The sequence below is a fragment of the Amycolatopsis sp. NPDC114505 genome, from assembly GCF_055633615.1.
This window is the reverse complement of the sequence record NZ_JBVKDV010000001.1, coordinates 2,520,001-2,534,824: the sequence shown is the minus strand read 5'-3', so window position 1 is coordinate 2,534,824 and position 14,824 is coordinate 2,520,001. Positions and strand designations below refer to the sequence as shown.

The 14,824-nt window shown below is 71.5% G+C and carries 16 protein-coding genes; 7 read left to right on the top strand and 9 right to left on the bottom strand.

Features of this window, described 5'->3' with window-relative positions; translation table 11 throughout:
- Window positions 1–119: 119 nt before the first annotated feature.
- Genes ACZ7OU_RS12690 through ACZ7OU_RS12670 form a run of 5 tightly spaced genes read right to left on the bottom strand, consistent with a single transcriptional unit; the run spans window position 120 to window position 5,051 of the window.
- Complete coding sequence (locus ACZ7OU_RS12690) at window positions 120–1,487, bottom strand: GH1 family beta-glucosidase (RefSeq protein ID WP_470255136.1); 1,368 nt, start codon at window positions 1,485–1,487, stop codon at window positions 120–122.
- Window positions 1,484–2,299: a carbohydrate ABC transporter permease gene (locus tag ACZ7OU_RS12685; RefSeq protein WP_470241807.1), complete on the bottom strand. Its 816-nt coding sequence runs from the start codon at window positions 2,297–2,299 to the stop codon at window positions 1,484–1,486. The genes ACZ7OU_RS12690 and ACZ7OU_RS12685 overlap by 4 nt, the downstream gene beginning before the upstream one ends.
- The gene (locus ACZ7OU_RS12680; protein WP_470255135.1) at window positions 2,296–3,201 is read right to left on the bottom strand and encodes a carbohydrate ABC transporter permease; all 906 of its coding nucleotides are present in this window, start codon (window positions 3,199–3,201) and stop codon (window positions 2,296–2,298) included. The genes ACZ7OU_RS12685 and ACZ7OU_RS12680 overlap by 4 nt, the downstream gene beginning before the upstream one ends.
- A gap of 5 nt (window positions 3,202–3,206) precedes the next feature.
- Window positions 3,207–4,463 (bottom strand): ABC transporter substrate-binding protein, encoded by a 1,257-nt coding sequence (locus ACZ7OU_RS12675; protein WP_470255134.1) that lies wholly within the window; start codon window positions 4,461–4,463, stop codon window positions 3,207–3,209.
- A gap of 9 nt (window positions 4,464–4,472) precedes the next feature.
- Window positions 4,473–5,051, bottom strand: coding sequence for a helix-turn-helix transcriptional regulator (locus ACZ7OU_RS12670; protein WP_470241810.1), 579 nt, complete (start codon window positions 5,049–5,051; stop codon window positions 4,473–4,475).
- Window positions 5,052–5,201: 150 nt separating this feature from the next.
- On the opposite strand from ACZ7OU_RS12670, the gene ACZ7OU_RS12665 reads away from it, so the two are divergent.
- The 3 genes from ACZ7OU_RS12665 to ACZ7OU_RS12655 are packed head-to-tail and all read left to right on the top strand — an operon-like array spanning window position 5,202 to window position 7,709.
- The gene (locus ACZ7OU_RS12665; RefSeq protein ID WP_470255133.1) at window positions 5,202–6,386 is read left to right on the top strand and encodes a glycoside hydrolase family 3 N-terminal domain-containing protein; all 1,185 of its coding nucleotides are present in this window, start codon (window positions 5,202–5,204) and stop codon (window positions 6,384–6,386) included.
- Between the two features lie 46 nt (window positions 6,387–6,432).
- Entirely contained in the window at window positions 6,433–7,302 is an 870-nt protein-coding gene (locus tag ACZ7OU_RS12660) for an oxidoreductase (protein ID WP_470255132.1), read from the top strand.
- Window positions 7,302–7,709 (top strand): type III secretion system chaperone family protein, encoded by a 408-nt coding sequence (locus tag ACZ7OU_RS12655; protein ID WP_470241813.1) that lies wholly within the window; start codon window positions 7,302–7,304, stop codon window positions 7,707–7,709. Before ACZ7OU_RS12660 ends, ACZ7OU_RS12655 begins: the two co-directional genes overlap by 1 nt.
- Here the strand turns inward: ACZ7OU_RS12655 and ACZ7OU_RS12650 are convergent.
- On the bottom strand, window positions 7,687–8,991 hold the full coding sequence (locus ACZ7OU_RS12650) for an MFS transporter (protein ID WP_470255131.1): 1,305 nt from the start codon (window positions 8,989–8,991) through the stop codon (window positions 7,687–7,689). The two genes, ACZ7OU_RS12655 and ACZ7OU_RS12650, sit on opposite strands and share 23 nt — an antisense overlap.
- Window positions 8,992–9,103: 112 nt before the next feature.
- Here ACZ7OU_RS12650 and ACZ7OU_RS12645 point away from each other — a divergent pair, with 112 nt between their 5' ends.
- Window positions 9,104–10,051: an Lrp/AsnC family transcriptional regulator gene (locus ACZ7OU_RS12645; protein WP_470241815.1), complete on the top strand. Its 948-nt coding sequence runs from the start codon at window positions 9,104–9,106 to the stop codon at window positions 10,049–10,051.
- A gap of 7 nt (window positions 10,052–10,058) precedes the next feature.
- Here ACZ7OU_RS12645 and ACZ7OU_RS12640 read toward each other — a convergent pair whose 3' ends face one another.
- Window positions 10,059–10,307 carry a hypothetical protein gene (locus tag ACZ7OU_RS12640; protein WP_470241816.1) on the bottom strand — a complete coding sequence of 83 codons (249 nt, stop codon included), beginning with the start codon at window positions 10,305–10,307 and terminating at the stop codon, window positions 10,059–10,061.
- 322 nt (window positions 10,308–10,629) lie between these two features.
- Here ACZ7OU_RS12640 and ACZ7OU_RS12635 point away from each other — a divergent pair, with 322 nt between their 5' ends.
- The 3 genes from ACZ7OU_RS12635 (at window position 10,630) to ACZ7OU_RS12625 (ending at window position 13,104) form a co-directional block, all read left to right on the top strand.
- The gene (locus ACZ7OU_RS12635; RefSeq protein WP_470241817.1) at window positions 10,630–10,806 is read left to right on the top strand and encodes a zf-HC2 domain-containing protein; all 177 of its coding nucleotides are present in this window, start codon (window positions 10,630–10,632) and stop codon (window positions 10,804–10,806) included.
- A gap of 46 nt (window positions 10,807–10,852) precedes the next feature.
- Window positions 10,853–11,506 carry a class I SAM-dependent methyltransferase gene (locus tag ACZ7OU_RS12630; RefSeq protein WP_470255130.1) on the top strand — a complete coding sequence of 218 codons (654 nt, stop codon included), beginning with the start codon at window positions 10,853–10,855 and terminating at the stop codon, window positions 11,504–11,506.
- A 566-nt stretch (window positions 11,507–12,072) separates the two neighbouring features.
- Window positions 12,073–13,104 (top strand): chitinase, encoded by a 1,032-nt coding sequence (locus ACZ7OU_RS12625; protein ID WP_470242421.1) that lies wholly within the window; start codon window positions 12,073–12,075, stop codon window positions 13,102–13,104.
- Here ACZ7OU_RS12625 and ACZ7OU_RS12620 read toward each other — a convergent pair.
- Window positions 13,095–13,850: a thioesterase II family protein gene (locus ACZ7OU_RS12620; protein WP_470241819.1), complete on the bottom strand. Its 756-nt coding sequence runs from the start codon at window positions 13,848–13,850 to the stop codon at window positions 13,095–13,097. The two genes, ACZ7OU_RS12625 and ACZ7OU_RS12620, sit on opposite strands and share 10 nt — an antisense overlap.
- A gap of 107 nt (window positions 13,851–13,957) precedes the next feature.
- On the bottom strand, window positions 13,958–14,782 hold the full coding sequence (locus ACZ7OU_RS12615) for a dioxygenase family protein (protein WP_470241820.1): 825 nt from the start codon (window positions 14,780–14,782) through the stop codon (window positions 13,958–13,960).
- Window positions 14,783–14,824 lie beyond the last annotated feature (42 nt).

Sequence of the window (14,824 nt, the reverse complement as noted above, 5' to 3'; positions counted from 1 at the left end):
GGTACGCATGTCGTCCGCTCAGGTACGCGTGTCGTCCATCCCGGCACGCAAGCCACGCACGCGAACGGACGACACGCGTATCCCGGCGGACGACACGCGTACTCGGATGGACGACACGGCTAGTCCGTCAGCGCGTTGGCCTTCGCGACCCGGCCCAGGAACCGGCCGGAGTCCTTGACCGTCCGGACCTGCGTGTCGAAGTCGACGTGCACCAGGCCGAAGCGTTGCGAATACCCCATCGCCCACTCGAAGTTGTCGAGCAGCGACCAGGCGAAGTAGCCGCGCACGTCGGCACCCCGGCGGATCGCGTCGTGCACCGCGCGGACGTGCTCGAGGAAGTAGTTCACCCGGGCCGCGTCGTGCACCCGGCCGGATGTCACCTTGTCCACAAAGGACGCGCCGTTCTCGGCCACCACCATCGGCAACCCGCCGGACCGCGCGGAGATCCAGCCCAGCAGGTCCGTGAACACCGCGGGCGCCTGCTCCCACCCGAACGCCGTCAGCGGGCCGACGGCCGGCAGCACGTCCAGGCCCCGCAACCCCGGCAGCGGGCAGTTGCCGTGCACCGAAAGGTCCTCGAGGGGCGTCACCCGCGCGGGCGCGTAGTAGTTCACGCCCAGCCAGTCGATCGCCGCCGCGATGGTGTCCGTGTCACCATCCAGCACAGAAGCCGCGAACCGGCCGCCGTGGTGCTCCACATCGGCGACGACGTCCTCCGGGTAACCGCGTCCCAGCACCGGGTCCAGGAAGAACCGGTTGTGGATCCCGTCGAACTTCCGCGCCGCCTCGAGATGCGCCGGCGACGAGCCGTCGGGCAAAGCGGGCGCGAAGTTCAACGCCAGCGAGAACTCCTGGCCCGGACGCGCCGCCGAAGTCAGCGCCCGCGTCGCCAGCCCGTGCCCCAGCAGCAGGTGGTGTGCCGCGACCAGCGCCGTGTCGTGGTCCTGGACGCCGGGCGCGTGCACGCCGCTGCCGTACCCGAGGAACGCCGCGCAGAACGGCTCGTTGATCGTCGTCCACTGGTTGACGCGGTCACCCAGGGCGTCGTGGACCACGGACGCGTAGTCCGCGAACCGGTAGGCCGTGTCCCGCGACGGCCAGCCGCCCTCGTCCTCCAGGGCCTGCGGCAGATCCCAGTGGTACAGCGTCAGCACCGGCACGACGTCGCGGCGCAGCAGCTCGTCCACCAGCCGGTCGTAGAACGCGAGCCCGGCGGGCGACGGCGTCCGGCCGTCCGGCATCACCCGCGGCCACGCCACCGAGAACCGGTACGCGCCCAGCCCCAGATCCGCGAGCAGCCCGATGTCCTCGGGAAAGCGGTGGTAGTGGTCGCAGGCGACCTCGCCGGACGCTCCGCCCAGGACAGCGCCGGGGCGAGCCGCGAACGTGTCCCAGATGGACGGTCCGCGGCCGCCTTCGGCGATCCCACCCTCGACTTGGTAGGACGCGGTGGCCGCGCCCCACAGGAAACCCACCGGGAAGGTCATACTGGCGCCCCTTTCAGGATCCCCCGGACGATGTGGCGGCCCAGCAGCAGGAACAGCGCGATCACGGGCAGGACGCCCACGGTCGCGCCGGTGAGCATGAGCGCGTAGTCGGTGTAGTAGCCGCTGGCCAGCTGCGACAGCGCGACCTGCACGGTCGGCGTCTCGCCGGGGTCGAGTACCACCAGCGGCCAGAAGTAGTCGTTCCACGCGGCCATGAACGTCAGCATCGCCAGCACCGCGGCCGCCGGGCGCAGCGCGGGCACCGCCACGTGCCAGTAGGTGCGCAGGGTCGAGCAGCCGTCGACGGTCGCCGCGTCGACGAGCTCGGCGCTGATCGCGTTCTCGCACGCCTGGCGCATCCAGAACACGCTGAACGCGCTGAGCAGCCCCGGCACGATCACCGCCTCGAGCCGCCCGTACCAGCCGAGCTCGCCCACCACCAGGTAGAGCGGGATGACGCCGAGCTGCGCCGGCACCATCGCCGAGCCGACGACCAGCAGGAACAGCGTGTTGCGGCCGCGGAACCGCAGCCGCGCGAAGGCGAACCCGGCCAGGCTCGCGAGCACGACGTTGGACACCATGACGGTGCCCGCGACGATCAGCGAGTTGCCCAGCGCCAGCCAGAAGTCGACGGTGTCGAAGACGCGCCGCACGTTCTCGACGAGGTGCCCGCCCGGCAGCAGCAGCGGTGACGTCTCCCCGATCGCCGAATTGTCCCTTGTGGACACGACGAACGACCAGTACAGCGGGAAGATCGACGCGCCGAGCACCCCGGTCAGCACGACGTAGACCCAGCCGCCGGGGCGCCTCACGACGACCTCACGAACCGGCGCACCAGCCGGTAGTTCACCAGCGCGAACAGCGCGCAGATCACGAACATCACCCAGGTCAGCGCGGCCGCGTAACCGGCGTCGAAGTGCGTGAAGCCCTTCTCGTACAGGTACATCACCAGCGTCTGGAACTGGCGGTCGTTGCCGCCGGTCCCGCCCGACCCGCCGGCGTCGAACAGCTGCGGCTCGGCGAACAGCTGCAGGCCGTTGACCGTGCCGGCGATCGCGGTGAACGCCAGCGCGGGCCGGATGCCCGGCACGGTGACCGACCAGAACGTCCGCCAGCGCGAGGCGCCGTCCAGCGCGGCGGCTTCGTAGAGTTCGCCGGGGACGGCCTGCATCGCGGCCAGGTAGATCAGCGCGTTGTAGCCGGTCCAGCGCCAGAGCACCATCGACGCGACCGCGAGGTGCGACGTCCAGCTCGTCGCCTGCCAGTTGACCGGCGCGACGCCGAACCAGCCCAGCACTTCGTTGACGACGCCGTAGTCCTTGCCGAACAGCTGCCCGAACACCAGCCCGATCGCGACGACGGACACGACGTTCGGCAGCAGGATCCCGGTGCGCCACCAGGTCGCGCCGCGCAGCGGGCGGTCGAGCAGCGCCGCGATGCCCAGCGCCAGCAGGAACTCCGGGACGGCGGCCAGCACGAAGATGCCGACGGTGTTGGCGAGCGCGTTCCAGAAGTTCGGGTCCGCGAGCAGCTCGCCGTAGTTCGCCAGGCCGAGGTAGCCCTGGTCGCCCTCCAGCAGGTTCCAGTCGTGCAGCGACACCCACGCCGTGTAGAGCAGCGGGAAGGCCCCGAAGACGACGAAGAGGCCGAAGAAGGGCGCGACGAACAGCAGCGGCGTGGCCTTGCGGTCGAAACGGGCGAGCCGGTGCTGCACGCGCGCTACTTCAGGGCGGCTTGCGCCTGCTGGACGGCTTCCGCCCAGGCTTGGTCGACGCCGTCGGTCTTGTCCTCGATCCGCCCGAGGGCGCGGCCGAACTCCGGCCGGACGTCGGCGTCGCGCAGGCCGCGGTAGTTGGGGCGCAGCTGATCCGCGGACGCGGCGAAGATCCGGCCCGTCGGCGCGTCCCCGAAGTACGGGTCGGTGTGCGCGACGACCTGCGGGTCCGTGTAGACCGACGGCTCGCTGGGCAGGATCCCGTCGGAGAGGAAGAGCTTCTTCTGCTGTTCCGGCGCGGTCAGCCAGCGCGCGAGCTCGTAGGCCTCCTTCGGGTGCGCGCTCTGCTTCGGCACGGTCAGGAACGAGCCGCCCTGGTTGCCGCTCTTGCCGGGCACGGTCGTGACGTCCCACTTGCCCTTGCCCGCGTCGCCGCCGGCTTCCTTGATCTGGCTGAGCATCCAGGCCGGGCAGGCCACGGTCGCGAAGGAACCCTGCTTGATCGCGACGTTCCAGGCCTGCGTGAACGTCGTCGCGGCCGCCGTCTCCCCCTTCGCGGCGATGCCGCCGGAGAGGTAGAACGCGGCGCGGACGCTGGGGTTGCGGTCGCCGATGAACGAGTCGTCCTTGGCCGAGAAGTAGTTCTCCGGCGACTGGTTGAGCATCGCCGTGTAGACGGTCCCGGCCGAGTCCGCGAACTTCACGTCCGGCGTCTTCTCCGTGAACCGCTCGGCGGTGGCGGCGTAGGCGTCCCAGTCGGGCATCAGCTTCGCGACCTCGTCACGGTCGGTCGGCAGGCCCGCGGCCTGGAAGAGGTCGCGCCGGTAGCAGAGGGCGAGGCTGCCCATATCGGTGCCGAGCCCGAGGACGAACGCGCCGTCTGTGCCCTGCGCCCACTTCCAGGGCGCCCACTGCTTTTCGAGGTCTCCCGCACCGAAGGAGGCGAGGTCGACGAACTTGTCCTTCGCCTTCCGGTACTGCGGGATGTACTGCTCTTCGATCGCGACGACGTCGGCGGCACCGTGGCCGGTCGCGAGCTGCGTCGCGAGGCCCTTGTGGTGGGTGTCGAAGTCGGTGACGCGGTTCTGCACCGTGATCTCCGGGTGCAGCTTCTGGTACTCGGCGATCAGGGGCGCGTAGCCGAACTCGCCGAAGGTGGCGATGGTGAGCTTCGTCGGGCCGCCGGAGTCAGCGGGACTGCAGGCGGCGAGCGGGATCAACGCGGCGACCGCGACGGCGGTCCGGCGGACGATCGTGCGCAACGGGCTTCCTCAGATCACACCGGCCCGCACGGCGTAGGCGACCGCGTGCGGCCGGTTGCGCAGGTTGAGCCGGTTGGTCATGGCGTAGATGACGTTCTTCACGGTCCGCTCCGAGTAGCAGAGCTTGCCCGCGATCTCCGCAGTGTCCCAGCCTTCGGCCATCAGGCGAAGCACATCCACCTCGCGCGGCGTCAGCGCCGCCGACGAGCCCTCGTGCGCCAGTGCGTCGACCTGGTCGCGCAGCGGCGCCGTGCGCCCCCGTGCGGCGGCCAGCACGCTGTCGGTGAGCCGGTCGAGCGCGGTCCGCGGCAGCACGGCCGAGACGTGGCAGTCGGCGAGCAGGCCGAGGTGCCCGGGGTCGACGTGCCCGGCGACCAGCACGATCGCGGCGGGCGACTCGGCGGCGGCGGCCCGCAGCGCGGCGATCGCCTCGCGGTCGACCTGCCCGACGGCGAACACCAGCACCGCCGCCTCGCCCCGCCGGGCGCGGGGCACGACCAGCAGCTCCGGCCGGGACTTCAGGTGGTTGATCAGCCCGGTGAGCGCGATCGGGTCCGAAGCCCACGCTGCCACTCGCACCTGGTCCATCGAGGCCCCTCCCCACTGTCCGTGTCCTTGTCGTGCCAGTCTGCTGAGGTCGCCTTCACGAATTCTCTAACCGCGGTGCAGCCCTTCTTCACATCGTGAAGCCGGGTCGTCGACTACCGTCGTGGGGCACGCCGACGAGTGAAGGGACCGATGAACCACCGACGTCCGGCCGCCTTGGGGGTGGCGCTCTGCATCGCTGTCGTGAGTTCCCTGGTCACGGGCTGCCAATCGGACACCGTGGCCGGGCTGGCGATCCCCCGGTCACCGGTTCCTCCCCCGTCTTCACCTTCCCGGACGGCCGCACCTTCTTCCCCGGCACCGACGTCCAGCCTGACCCGGCCCGGCGACTGCGCGTCGCTGGTCAACGGCCTCGACGTGCGCAGCCAGGTCGCGCAGCTGGTCATCGTGGGGGTGCCCGGCGACAACCCGGGGTCCACGGTGTCCATGGTGCGCGCCAACCAGGTCGGCGGGATCTTCATCGGCGGTAACGCAACAGCGTTGTTGAAAGATCGTTCCCTGGACGCCGTCCAGGGCGCGGCCAAGCTGCCGGTGGCCGTGTCGGTCGACGAAGAGGGCGGCCGCGTCCAGCGCATCGACGACCTCGACGGCGAGATCCCGTCGGCCCGCGAGATGGCCGCGACGAAGTCCCCCGCCCAGGTCCGCGCGCTGGCCGCCGACCGCGGCCGCCAGCTGCGCGCCCGCGGGGTGACGGTCGACTTCGCGCCGGACACCGACGTCACCGACGCCCCGGACGACGACGTCATCGGCGACCGGTCCTTCAGCCCCGACCCGAACCGCGTGAAGACGTACGCGGCGGCGTTCGCGGCGGGCCTGCGCGACGGCGGTGTCCAGCCGGTGCTGAAGCACTTCCCCGGCCACGGCCACGGCTCGGGCGACTCGCACAAGGGCACGGTCGTCACCCCGCCGCTCGCGCAGCTGCGGACGCTGGACCTCGTGCCGTACCGGAACCTCGCGGACTACGGGCCGGTCTCGGTGATGGTCGGCCACCTCGACGTGCCCGACCTGACCGGCGGCGTCCCGGCGTCGATCTCCCCGGCCGCCTACCAGCTGCTGCGGACCGAGTTCGGGTTCACCGGCCTGGTCCTCACCGACGACCTCGGCGCGATGAAGGCCATCACGGCCCAGTACTCGCTGCCGGACGCCGTGCTGAAGGCGTTGCAGGCCGGGGCGGACGAAGCGCTGTGGTCGTCCGGCGGCCGCGTGGACGAGGTGCTGAACCGGTTGGAGCAGGCCGTGAAGTCCGGTGAGCTGCCCAAGACCCGCGTGCAGGAATCGGTGACGCGCGTGCTGCGTAGCAAGGGCACGTGCGGCTGATCGTCCCTAGACTCCTCGGCGGAACGCCACCTACCTGAGGAGCGGAATGGCAAACCTGGGCGGCACTTTCAGCCTCGGCGGGGAAGTCCCCGTGACCCGGATGGGGTACGGGGCCATGCAGCTGGCCGGCCCCGGTGTCTGGGGACCGCCGCGCGACCACGACACCGCGGTCGCAGTGCTGCGCGAAGCCGTCGAAAGCGGCGTCACCCACATCGACACCAGCGACTACTACGGGCCGCACACCGTGAACGCGGTGATCAAGGAGGCCCTCCACCCGTACCCGGAGTCGCTGACGATCGTGACGAAGGTCGGCGCCCGGCGGACGCCCGACAAGGCGTGGCCGCCCGCGTTGTCCGCCGACGAGCTCACCCAGGCCGTGCACGACAACCTCCGGAACCTCGGCGTCGACGCGATCGACGTGGTGAACCTCCGCCTGAGCAACGCCGCCGGCGACTACCCGGTGCCGATGTCGCTCGCCGAGCCCTTCGGCGTGCTCGCCGAGCTGCGGCAGCAGGGCCTGATCAAGCACCTCGGCGTCAGCCACGTCACCACCGAGCAGCTCGACGAGGCCAAGGCGATCGCGCCCGTCGTCTGCGTGCAGAACCAGTACAACCTGGCGCACCGCGAGAACGACGACCTCGTCGACAAGTGCGCCGCCGAGGGAATCGCCTTCGTGCCGTACTTCCCGCTCGGCGGCTTCAGCCCGTTGCAATCGGGCATCCTGGACGACTGCGCCACCAAGCTCGACGCGACGCCGATGCAGGTCGCGCTCGCGTGGCTGCTGCACCGGTCGTCGTCGATGCTGCTCATCCCCGGGACGTCGTCGCTCGGGCACCTGCGCGAAAACCTCGCCGCGGCTTCGCTCGAACTGCCGGCCGACGTCCTGGCCGACCTCGACCGGATCGGGGCCTCCTGATGGCGAACTGGGGCGATCTGGTCGCTTACATCAGGCAGGAGTACCGGGTCGTGCGCGACGACCCGGACGAGATCCGCATCCGGCTGATCTTCGGCGACGACCCCGACACCGAGCAGCGCGCCCAGATCATGGTGATCGCCCACGAGATCCTCGACCAGCAGGAGGACTGGGTCCAGATCGCGACGCCGTTCGCCCGCCACGACGAGGTCGACCTCCTCGACGTGCTGACCGAGGTCGGCAACTCGACGGTCGTGGGCGGGCTCGCGGTGATGGGCGACCACCTCGTGCTGCGCCACTCGCTGCCGCTGATCCACCTGGACATCAACGAGTTCATCGACCCCCTCGAGCTGGTGGCGGGCGCGGCCGAGCTGCTGGAACAGCAGTTCACCGGCCGCGACGACTACTGAGCGGCAGCACGGCGATGGCGGCGGCCACGGTCAGCCCGGCGGCGACGCCGAAGGCCGGGGTCGCCGTCCCGCTGCGCAGGTAGAGACCGCCGAGCAGAGCGACGCCGAGGGTGCCGCCGAGCTGCTGCACCGCGTTGAGCAGCCCGGCGGCCGAGCCCGTCTCGTGCGGGCGGACGCGGTGCAGGGCGGCGGCGAAGAACGGCACCGTGAACGTCCCCATCCCGAGTCCGCACAACGCCAGCGCCGGGGTCACCCCGCCGGCGACCGCGAGGATCCCGGCCAGCAGCAGGCCCAGTCCGGCGAACATCACGCGGGAGCCGAACTTCGGCACCAGCCAGGAACCGGCGACCCACGACGACACCGCGAGCCCGGCCGATAGCGGCAGCAGCGTCAGGCTCGTGGTGCGGACGTCGACGCCCTCGCCGAGCTGCAGCCGCAGCGGGACGAGGAGCATCAACCCGGTCATCACCGCGAAGTACAGCAGCGACCCGGCGAGCGCGGCCGGGAACCCGCGGTGGGCGAACAGGCTCGGCTCGACCAGCGGCGCGGCCGTTCGGCGCTGCTGGCACCCGAACACGACGAGCAGCGCGGCACCGGCCGCGAGCAGCGGCCACGCCGTCCCGCCCGGGCTGATCAGCGGGTAGACGAGCAGGCCGGCCCCGGCGACGACGAGCACGGTGCCGATGACGTCGAGCTTCGGGCGCGTGGCCGCCTTGTCTTCACGCAGGAACCGCGCGGCGAGCAGGACCGCGAGGCCGAACGGGACGTTCACCAGGAACACCGCCCGCCACGACAGCGCCTGCGTCAGCAGCCCGCCGAGCAGCGGCCCGGTCACCGCGGACAGGCCCATCACCGGGCCGATGCTGCCGAGCGCCTTCGCGAGTTCGTCGCCGTCGAAGAGCGCGCGGATGAGCCCGATCGTCTGCGGGATGATCAGCGCCGCGGCCGCGCCCTGCACCGCGCGGGCGCCGATCAGCAGGCCCGCGTCCGGCGCGGCCGCGCAGGCCAGCGACGCGAGCACGAAGACCGTGACACCGATCTTGAACGCCCTCGCCCGGCCGAAGACGTCCCCGAGCCGACCGCCGGTGATCAGGAAGGCCGCGAACGGCAGGGTGTAGGCCGCGCTGAACCACGGGATGCCGGCGGCCGGTCCGGGCAGGCCGTCGTGGATCACCGGGCCCGCGACCTGGACGATCGTGGCGTCGAGCAGGTTCATCGCTTCGGCGGTGAGCAGCACGGCGAGTGCGGCCCAGCGGTGCCGGTGGCGGGTCGTGGTCGGCAAGAGGTGCCCCCTTTCGGTCTCGGCACCGACCTTGACCCGGGACTCCTCTCCGATTCCACTCACAGCGGTTTCTTGGTGGATTTCTTCCACGCGATGCGCTTTGGTGAGGGATATGACCGCACTCGACGACGTCGATCGCGCGTTGATCCACGCGCTGCACCTCGACGGCCGGGCGCCGTTCACGAAGATCGGAGACGTTCTCGGCGTCTCGACGCAGACGGTCGCGCGCCGCTATCGCCGGCTACGCGCCGAAGCGTCGCTTCGCGTCGTCGGCATCCCGGACCCGCAGCGCGCCGGACAGGCCGAGTGGATGGTCCGGCTGACCGCGACGCCGTACACCGCGCAGGACCTCGCGCTCGCACTGGCGCGGCGCGCCGACACCGCGTGGATCAAGCTCATGTCCGGCGGCACGGAGATCTGCGTGAACGTCTACACGCCGGCCGCGAGCGACCATTCCCTGCTGCTGCGGGACATCCCGCGCACGGTGAGCGTCACGGCGGTGTCCGCGCACCAGCTGCTGCACCGCTACTTCGGCGGCCCGACGGCGTGGCTCGGGCGCGCGAACGCCCTCGACGCTTCGCAGGTCGCCGCGCTGACGCCGGTCTTCTCCGGCGAAGGCAAGCCGCTGACCGGGGACGACGCCGCGCTGATGGCCGCGTTGCAACGCGACGGCCGGGCGAGCCTGGCCGAGCTGGCGACGGCCACCGGCTGGTCCGCGGCGACCGTCGCGCGCCGGCTGGCCGACCTCCAGGCCGGCGGCACGGTGTTCTTCGACCTCGAGGTCGACCCGGCCCCGCTCGGCGCGACGACGCACGCGCTGCTGTGGATGTCGGTCGCCCCCGCCCACCTCGACGACGTGGGCCGGGAGCTGGCCACCCACCCGGAGCTGGCGCTCGTCGCGGCGACGACCGGGCCGGCCAACCTGGTCGCGCACGCGCTCTGCCCGGACGCGGCGGCGCTGCACCACTACCTGACCAGGCGGTTGGGGGCGCTCGACGCCATCCGCACCCTGGAGACGGCGCCGGTGCTCCGGACGATCAAGGCGGCCGCGTCCCGCTGACGCGGGCTCACCTCGCCGTCGGGATCCGCACCCGTGCGCCCGGGGCCAGCTGCGCGATGCGCTGCAGCCGGGCCCGGCCCAGCCGGTGGAGCATTTCGCCGAGCTCCTCCGGCGCGATACTGCTTTCGAGGTCGAGCCGCGTCACCTTGACGACGCGGTCGATCTCCGCGGCGGGGAGCCGCCCCACGAACTCCCCGGTCAGCCAGACCCCGACTTCTTCGACGACGTGGTCCGCCCGCTGGCTTCGTACGGTCATCGTTCTCTCGCTCTCCTCGGTCCGGATCGCCTTCGCCCTGGTCGAGGCCGGAAAACTCCGGTCCGACGCAGGTCTGACGAGCCCGCCCGTGAGCCATGACGCGGAATCGCCGACATTGGGGGCAGAAAAGCTTTCCGTGTCCGGACCGGTGAGTACCGTGACGGCCCGCCGTCACTCACATGGGCTGTTCGCCGCCTCAAGTTGTCGGCCGATCGGGTGGAAAACGCGAGAACCGTGCCGGTGCGGCGTACGCGTCGGGACTCTGGAGACGTCCGGTAGTGCGGGCGTTCCCTTGCGGGACGCGGAAACGGAGACGCGATCCATGGGCCGGTACGACCGGACCGACCTCGGGGCGTACAGCCTGGGGCTGCTCGACGCCGCCGACACGGCACGGGTGGAGCGGCACCTTTCGGCGTGCTCGGACTGCCGCCAGGAGGTCCGGGAGTTCGAAGCCGTCCGCTCGATGCTGGACCACCTCGGCCGAGCCGAGTCCACATAGGACTGATCGCGGAAACTGTCGGTGCCCGCCGGTACCGTCCCGCGCCATGACCGACTTCCTGGCCACGACCCGCCACGCCTACTCGATCGTCGCCGAGAGCTACGCCCGGCTCACGTCCCCGATCGCCGAAGACGTCCAAGACCGCGCGCTGCTGACGGCGTTCGCCGACCTCGTCCGCGAAGACGGCGGCGGCCCGGTCGCCGACCTCGGCTGCGGAACCGGCCGCGTGACGGCGTACCTGGCCTCGGCGGGGCTCGAGGTGGCGGGCATCGACCTGTCGCCGGAGATGCTCGCCGTGGCCCGCCGCGACCACCCCGAACTGCGGTTTTCCGAGGGGTCGCTGCTGGGGCTGGACCTGCCGGACGGCGGCCTCGCGGGCGCGGTGGCCTGGTACTCGATCATCCACACGCCGCCGGCCCGGCTGCCGGAGGTGTGCGCGGAGCTGTTCCGGGTGCTGCGCCCGGGCGGCCACCTGCAGCTGGCGTTCCAGGTCGGCGACCTGCGGCAGCACCTGACCGACTGGCAGGGCCACGACGGGCTCTCGCTGGACGCCTACCGCCAGCCGGTGGAGCGGGTGGGCGAGCTGGTGACGGGCGCCGGCTTCGAGGTACTGACCCAGGTACTGCGCGACCCGGCTGCACAGGTGCCGCACGGGCGGGTGCTGGCGCGGAAACCCGCCGGAGAGCCCGCGGCGGAGTAGCGCCGGCACCGATGGTTCGCGCGAGTTCGGCGCCCAAGGTGCCGCATTCGGCGGCGACGGCGGCCGAATTCCACGCCCCCGCCGAAGGTTCACGCGGGTCCGGCACCCGGAGCACCGCATTCGGCGACGACGGCGGCCGAATTCCGCGCGACCGGCCGCCGAAGGTTCACGCGAGTTCGGCGCCCAAGGGGCCGCTTTCGGCGGCGATGGCCGAATTTCCGCGGGCGACCGGGCGCCGAAGGTTCACGCGGGTCCGGCACCCGGAGCACCGCATTCGGCGGCGGCGGCCGAATTCCGCGCGCCCGGGGCGCCGGAACCCCGCCCCCGCACGGTTCAACTCGGGAGTCGTTCGCGCAGACCCCTTGCCCCGCCCGCCCGAATCCTTGACTGGACTAGACCAATCTGTTCTAGTGATCGGTGTCACCCTCGTTCCGGCCGGTCGAGCACACCCCCCTCCGACACCGGGCGCCCCCGCGTCCGGACTCCGTCGTGGCCGAAGGAGTGAGCCAGTCTTGAGAAGACGTCTTGTCGCGGTCCTGTCAGCATTCGCCGCCGCCGCCGCACTCGTGCTCGGCGTGCCCGCCGCCACCGGTCAGGTCCCGCAGGCGGCCGCCGCCGCCTGCAGCGGGCCCAACTGGGTCGCGGGCCAGTGGTACGACGTGGGCGCGGTCGTCAAGTACACCAACGGCAGCTATTACCGCGCCAAGAACGCCAACCCGGGCTACGACCCGATCATCAGCACCTGGTACTGGGAGCCCTACAGCTGCGACGGCGGAGGCGGCGGAACCACCTGCAACGCGCCGAACTGGGTCGCGGGCCAGTGGTACGACGTCGGTGCGATCGTGAAGTACACTAACGGCGGCTACTACCGGGCCAAAAACGCGAACCCGGGCTACGACCCGATCATCAGCACCTGGTACTGGGAGCCCTACTCCTGCGGCGGCGGCACCGACCCCGGCAACCCCCCGGGCAACCCGGGCTCGTTCGTCGTCAGCGAAGCGCAGTTCAACCAGATCTTCCCCGGCCGCAACGGCTTCTACACCTACAGCGGCCTGACCGCGGCCCTGTCGGCCTACCCCGGCTTCGCCAACACCGGCAGCGACACGGTCAAGAAGCAGGAAGCCGCGGCGTTCCTCGCGAACGTCAACCACGAGACCGGCGGGCTGGTCTACATCGTCGAGCAGAACACGGCCAACTACCCGCACTACTGCGACTACGGCCAGCCCTACGGCTGCCCGGCGGGTCAAGCCGCGTACTACGGCCGCGGCCCGATCCAGCTGAGCTGGAACTTCAACTACAAGGCCGCCGGTGACGCCCTCGGCATCGACCTGCTCGGCAACCCCTGGCAGGTCGAGCAGAACGCGGCCGTCGCCTGGAAGACCGGCCTCTGGTACTGGAACACCCAGAGCGGCCCCGGCACGATGACGCCGCACAACGCGATCGTCAACGGCCGCGGCTTCGGCGAGACCATCCGCAGCATCAATGGCTCGATCGAGTGCAACGGCGGCAACCCCGCCCAGGTGCAGAGCCGCGTCGACAAGTACCGCCAGATCACGTCCATCCTCGGCGTCGACCCCGGCGCCAACCTCTACTGCTGACCTGACGCGAGCGGCTCACCCGGCCACCGGGTGAGCCGCTCGCCGAGCAGGCGGCTCACCGCCTCGACCTGGTCGTTCAGGTAGAAGTGCGCGCCAGGGAACGTCGACAGCCCGAACTCACCGGATGTGTACGCCGCCCACTGGCGCGCCTCGACCTCCGTCACCCTCGGGTCACGATCACCGAGGAGCGCGAAGATCGGGCAGCTCACGTCGGGCCCCGGCCGGTAGTGGTAGCTCTCCGCGGCCTTGTAGTCGTTGCGCAGCATCGGCAGCACCATGCGGACCAGCTCGGGGTGCGCCAGCACGCGGTCGTCGGTGCCGCCCAGCCGCAGGACGTCGGCGAGCAGCTCGTCGTCACTGCGGTCCCGGATCGGCACGGCCGCCGACGGAGCCCGCCGCCCGGACACGAACAACGCGAGCGGCCAGGATTCGAGCCGCCGCGCGACCTCGAACGCCAGGCTGGCGCCCATGCTGTGCCCGAAGAGCGCCATCGGCCCGTTGACCTCGGCGGCGAGCGCGTCCGCCAGCCGGTCGGCGAGCACGAACAGGTCGTCCACCAGGGGTTCGCCGTGCCGGTCCTGCCGGCCCGGGTACTGCACGGCCAGCACGTCGACCGCGGGCGCCAGTGCGGCCGAGAGCGGGTGGAAGGAACTCGCCGCCCCACCCGCGTGCGGGAAGCACACGAGCCGCGGCGCGTCGGGCGTGGCCGGATGGAAGCGCCGGAACCACGCTGCGGAAGTCGTCATGCCTGCCAATTTCCCAGGCCGGCGCGGCCGGGGTCGACGCCAATCGTGCGGAAGCCGGGCGGGTCCCGGCGCCCGGGGACCCGCCCGTTCCCTCCCTCCTCAGTGGGTCACTCCGCCCGCCACAGCGCGGGGACGGCCGGTGGTTCCCAGCCCGGCTGGGCGGTGTGTCCCTGCAGGCAGACGTAGCCCCGGCCGCCGTAGGTGACCCGGGTGCCCGCCGCGTAGCTCGTCCCCGCCGCCCAGGTGGTGCCCCCGGGCGGCGTCGACGTCGGCGGCGTGGACGTCGGCGGGGTCGACGTCGGGTTCTGCGGGACGTTCAGCACGAAGTCGAACGCGGCTTCCTTCGCCGAGCCGTTGTCCCGCACGGTCATCAGCAGCCGCGCGTCGAAGATCGTGTCGGTGTTGTTGCGCGGCTCGTTCGGGAAGTAGAGCTGGGTGGTCAGGATCGGCCGGCCGGGTGCCTGGACCTTGACGTGGATGTGCCGGGTGCGGCCGGGGTAGAGGCCGGGCACGATCGTCGAGAGCCGGAACGCGCCCTGGGCGTCGGTGTACTGGTGGCCGCGGAAGGTGTAGCCGGTGTTGTCGTACGCGCCGTTGACGTCCGCCTGCCAGAAGTCCAGCAGCACGCGGCCCACCGGCAGGCAGGCCCGCCCGAACACGTAGCCGGACACCGTCAGGCGCGTGCCCTGGGTGCCGGGCGTGACCAGGTCGGTCCGCTCCGGCGAGTTCGGCTTGAAGTAGGGGCCTTCGGTCTGCTCGATCGTCGGCTCGTCGCCGTCGTGGCACGCCGGGGTCAGTTCCGGGGCGGCACCGGTGGCGACGGTCGTGCGGGCGAGCGCCGGCCCGCCGATCAGGGCGACCGGCGCGGCGACGCCCGCGGCCAGCGCGGCGCGCAGCACCGTCTTGCGGCTGAGCTTGGTGTCCTCGTCCATGCCTGCTCCTCGTGGGGGCGTCGGGAATCCCCTCGAACGTAG

Coding starts and splice junctions, on each gene's coding strand:
- ACZ7OU_RS12690 (WP_470255136.1), bottom strand. CDS start 1,487: ATGACCTTCCCGGTGGGTTTCCTGTGGGGCGCGGCCACCGCGTCCTAC.
- ACZ7OU_RS12670 (WP_470241810.1), bottom strand. CDS start 5,051: ATGGACCAGGTGCGAGTGGCAGCGTGGGCTTCGGACCCGATCGCGCTC.
- ACZ7OU_RS12665 (WP_470255133.1), top strand. CDS start 5,202: ATGAACCACCGACGTCCGGCCGCCTTGGGGGTGGCGCTCTGCATCGCT.
- ACZ7OU_RS12660 (WP_470255132.1), top strand. CDS start 6,433: ATGGCAAACCTGGGCGGCACTTTCAGCCTCGGCGGGGAAGTCCCCGTG.
- ACZ7OU_RS12655 (WP_470241813.1), top strand. CDS start 7,302: ATGGCGAACTGGGGCGATCTGGTCGCTTACATCAGGCAGGAGTACCGG.
- ACZ7OU_RS12645 (WP_470241815.1), top strand. CDS start 9,104: ATGACCGCACTCGACGACGTCGATCGCGCGTTGATCCACGCGCTGCAC.
- ACZ7OU_RS12640 (WP_470241816.1), bottom strand. CDS start 10,307: ATGACCGTACGAAGCCAGCGGGCGGACCACGTCGTCGAAGAAGTCGGG.
- ACZ7OU_RS12635 (WP_470241817.1), top strand. CDS start 10,630: ATGGGCCGGTACGACCGGACCGACCTCGGGGCGTACAGCCTGGGGCTG.
- ACZ7OU_RS12630 (WP_470255130.1), top strand. CDS start 10,853: ATGACCGACTTCCTGGCCACGACCCGCCACGCCTACTCGATCGTCGCC.
- ACZ7OU_RS12620 (WP_470241819.1), bottom strand. CDS start 13,850: ATGACGACTTCCGCAGCGTGGTTCCGGCGCTTCCATCCGGCCACGCCC.
- ACZ7OU_RS12615 (WP_470241820.1), bottom strand. CDS start 14,782: ATGGACGAGGACACCAAGCTCAGCCGCAAGACGGTGCTGCGCGCCGCG.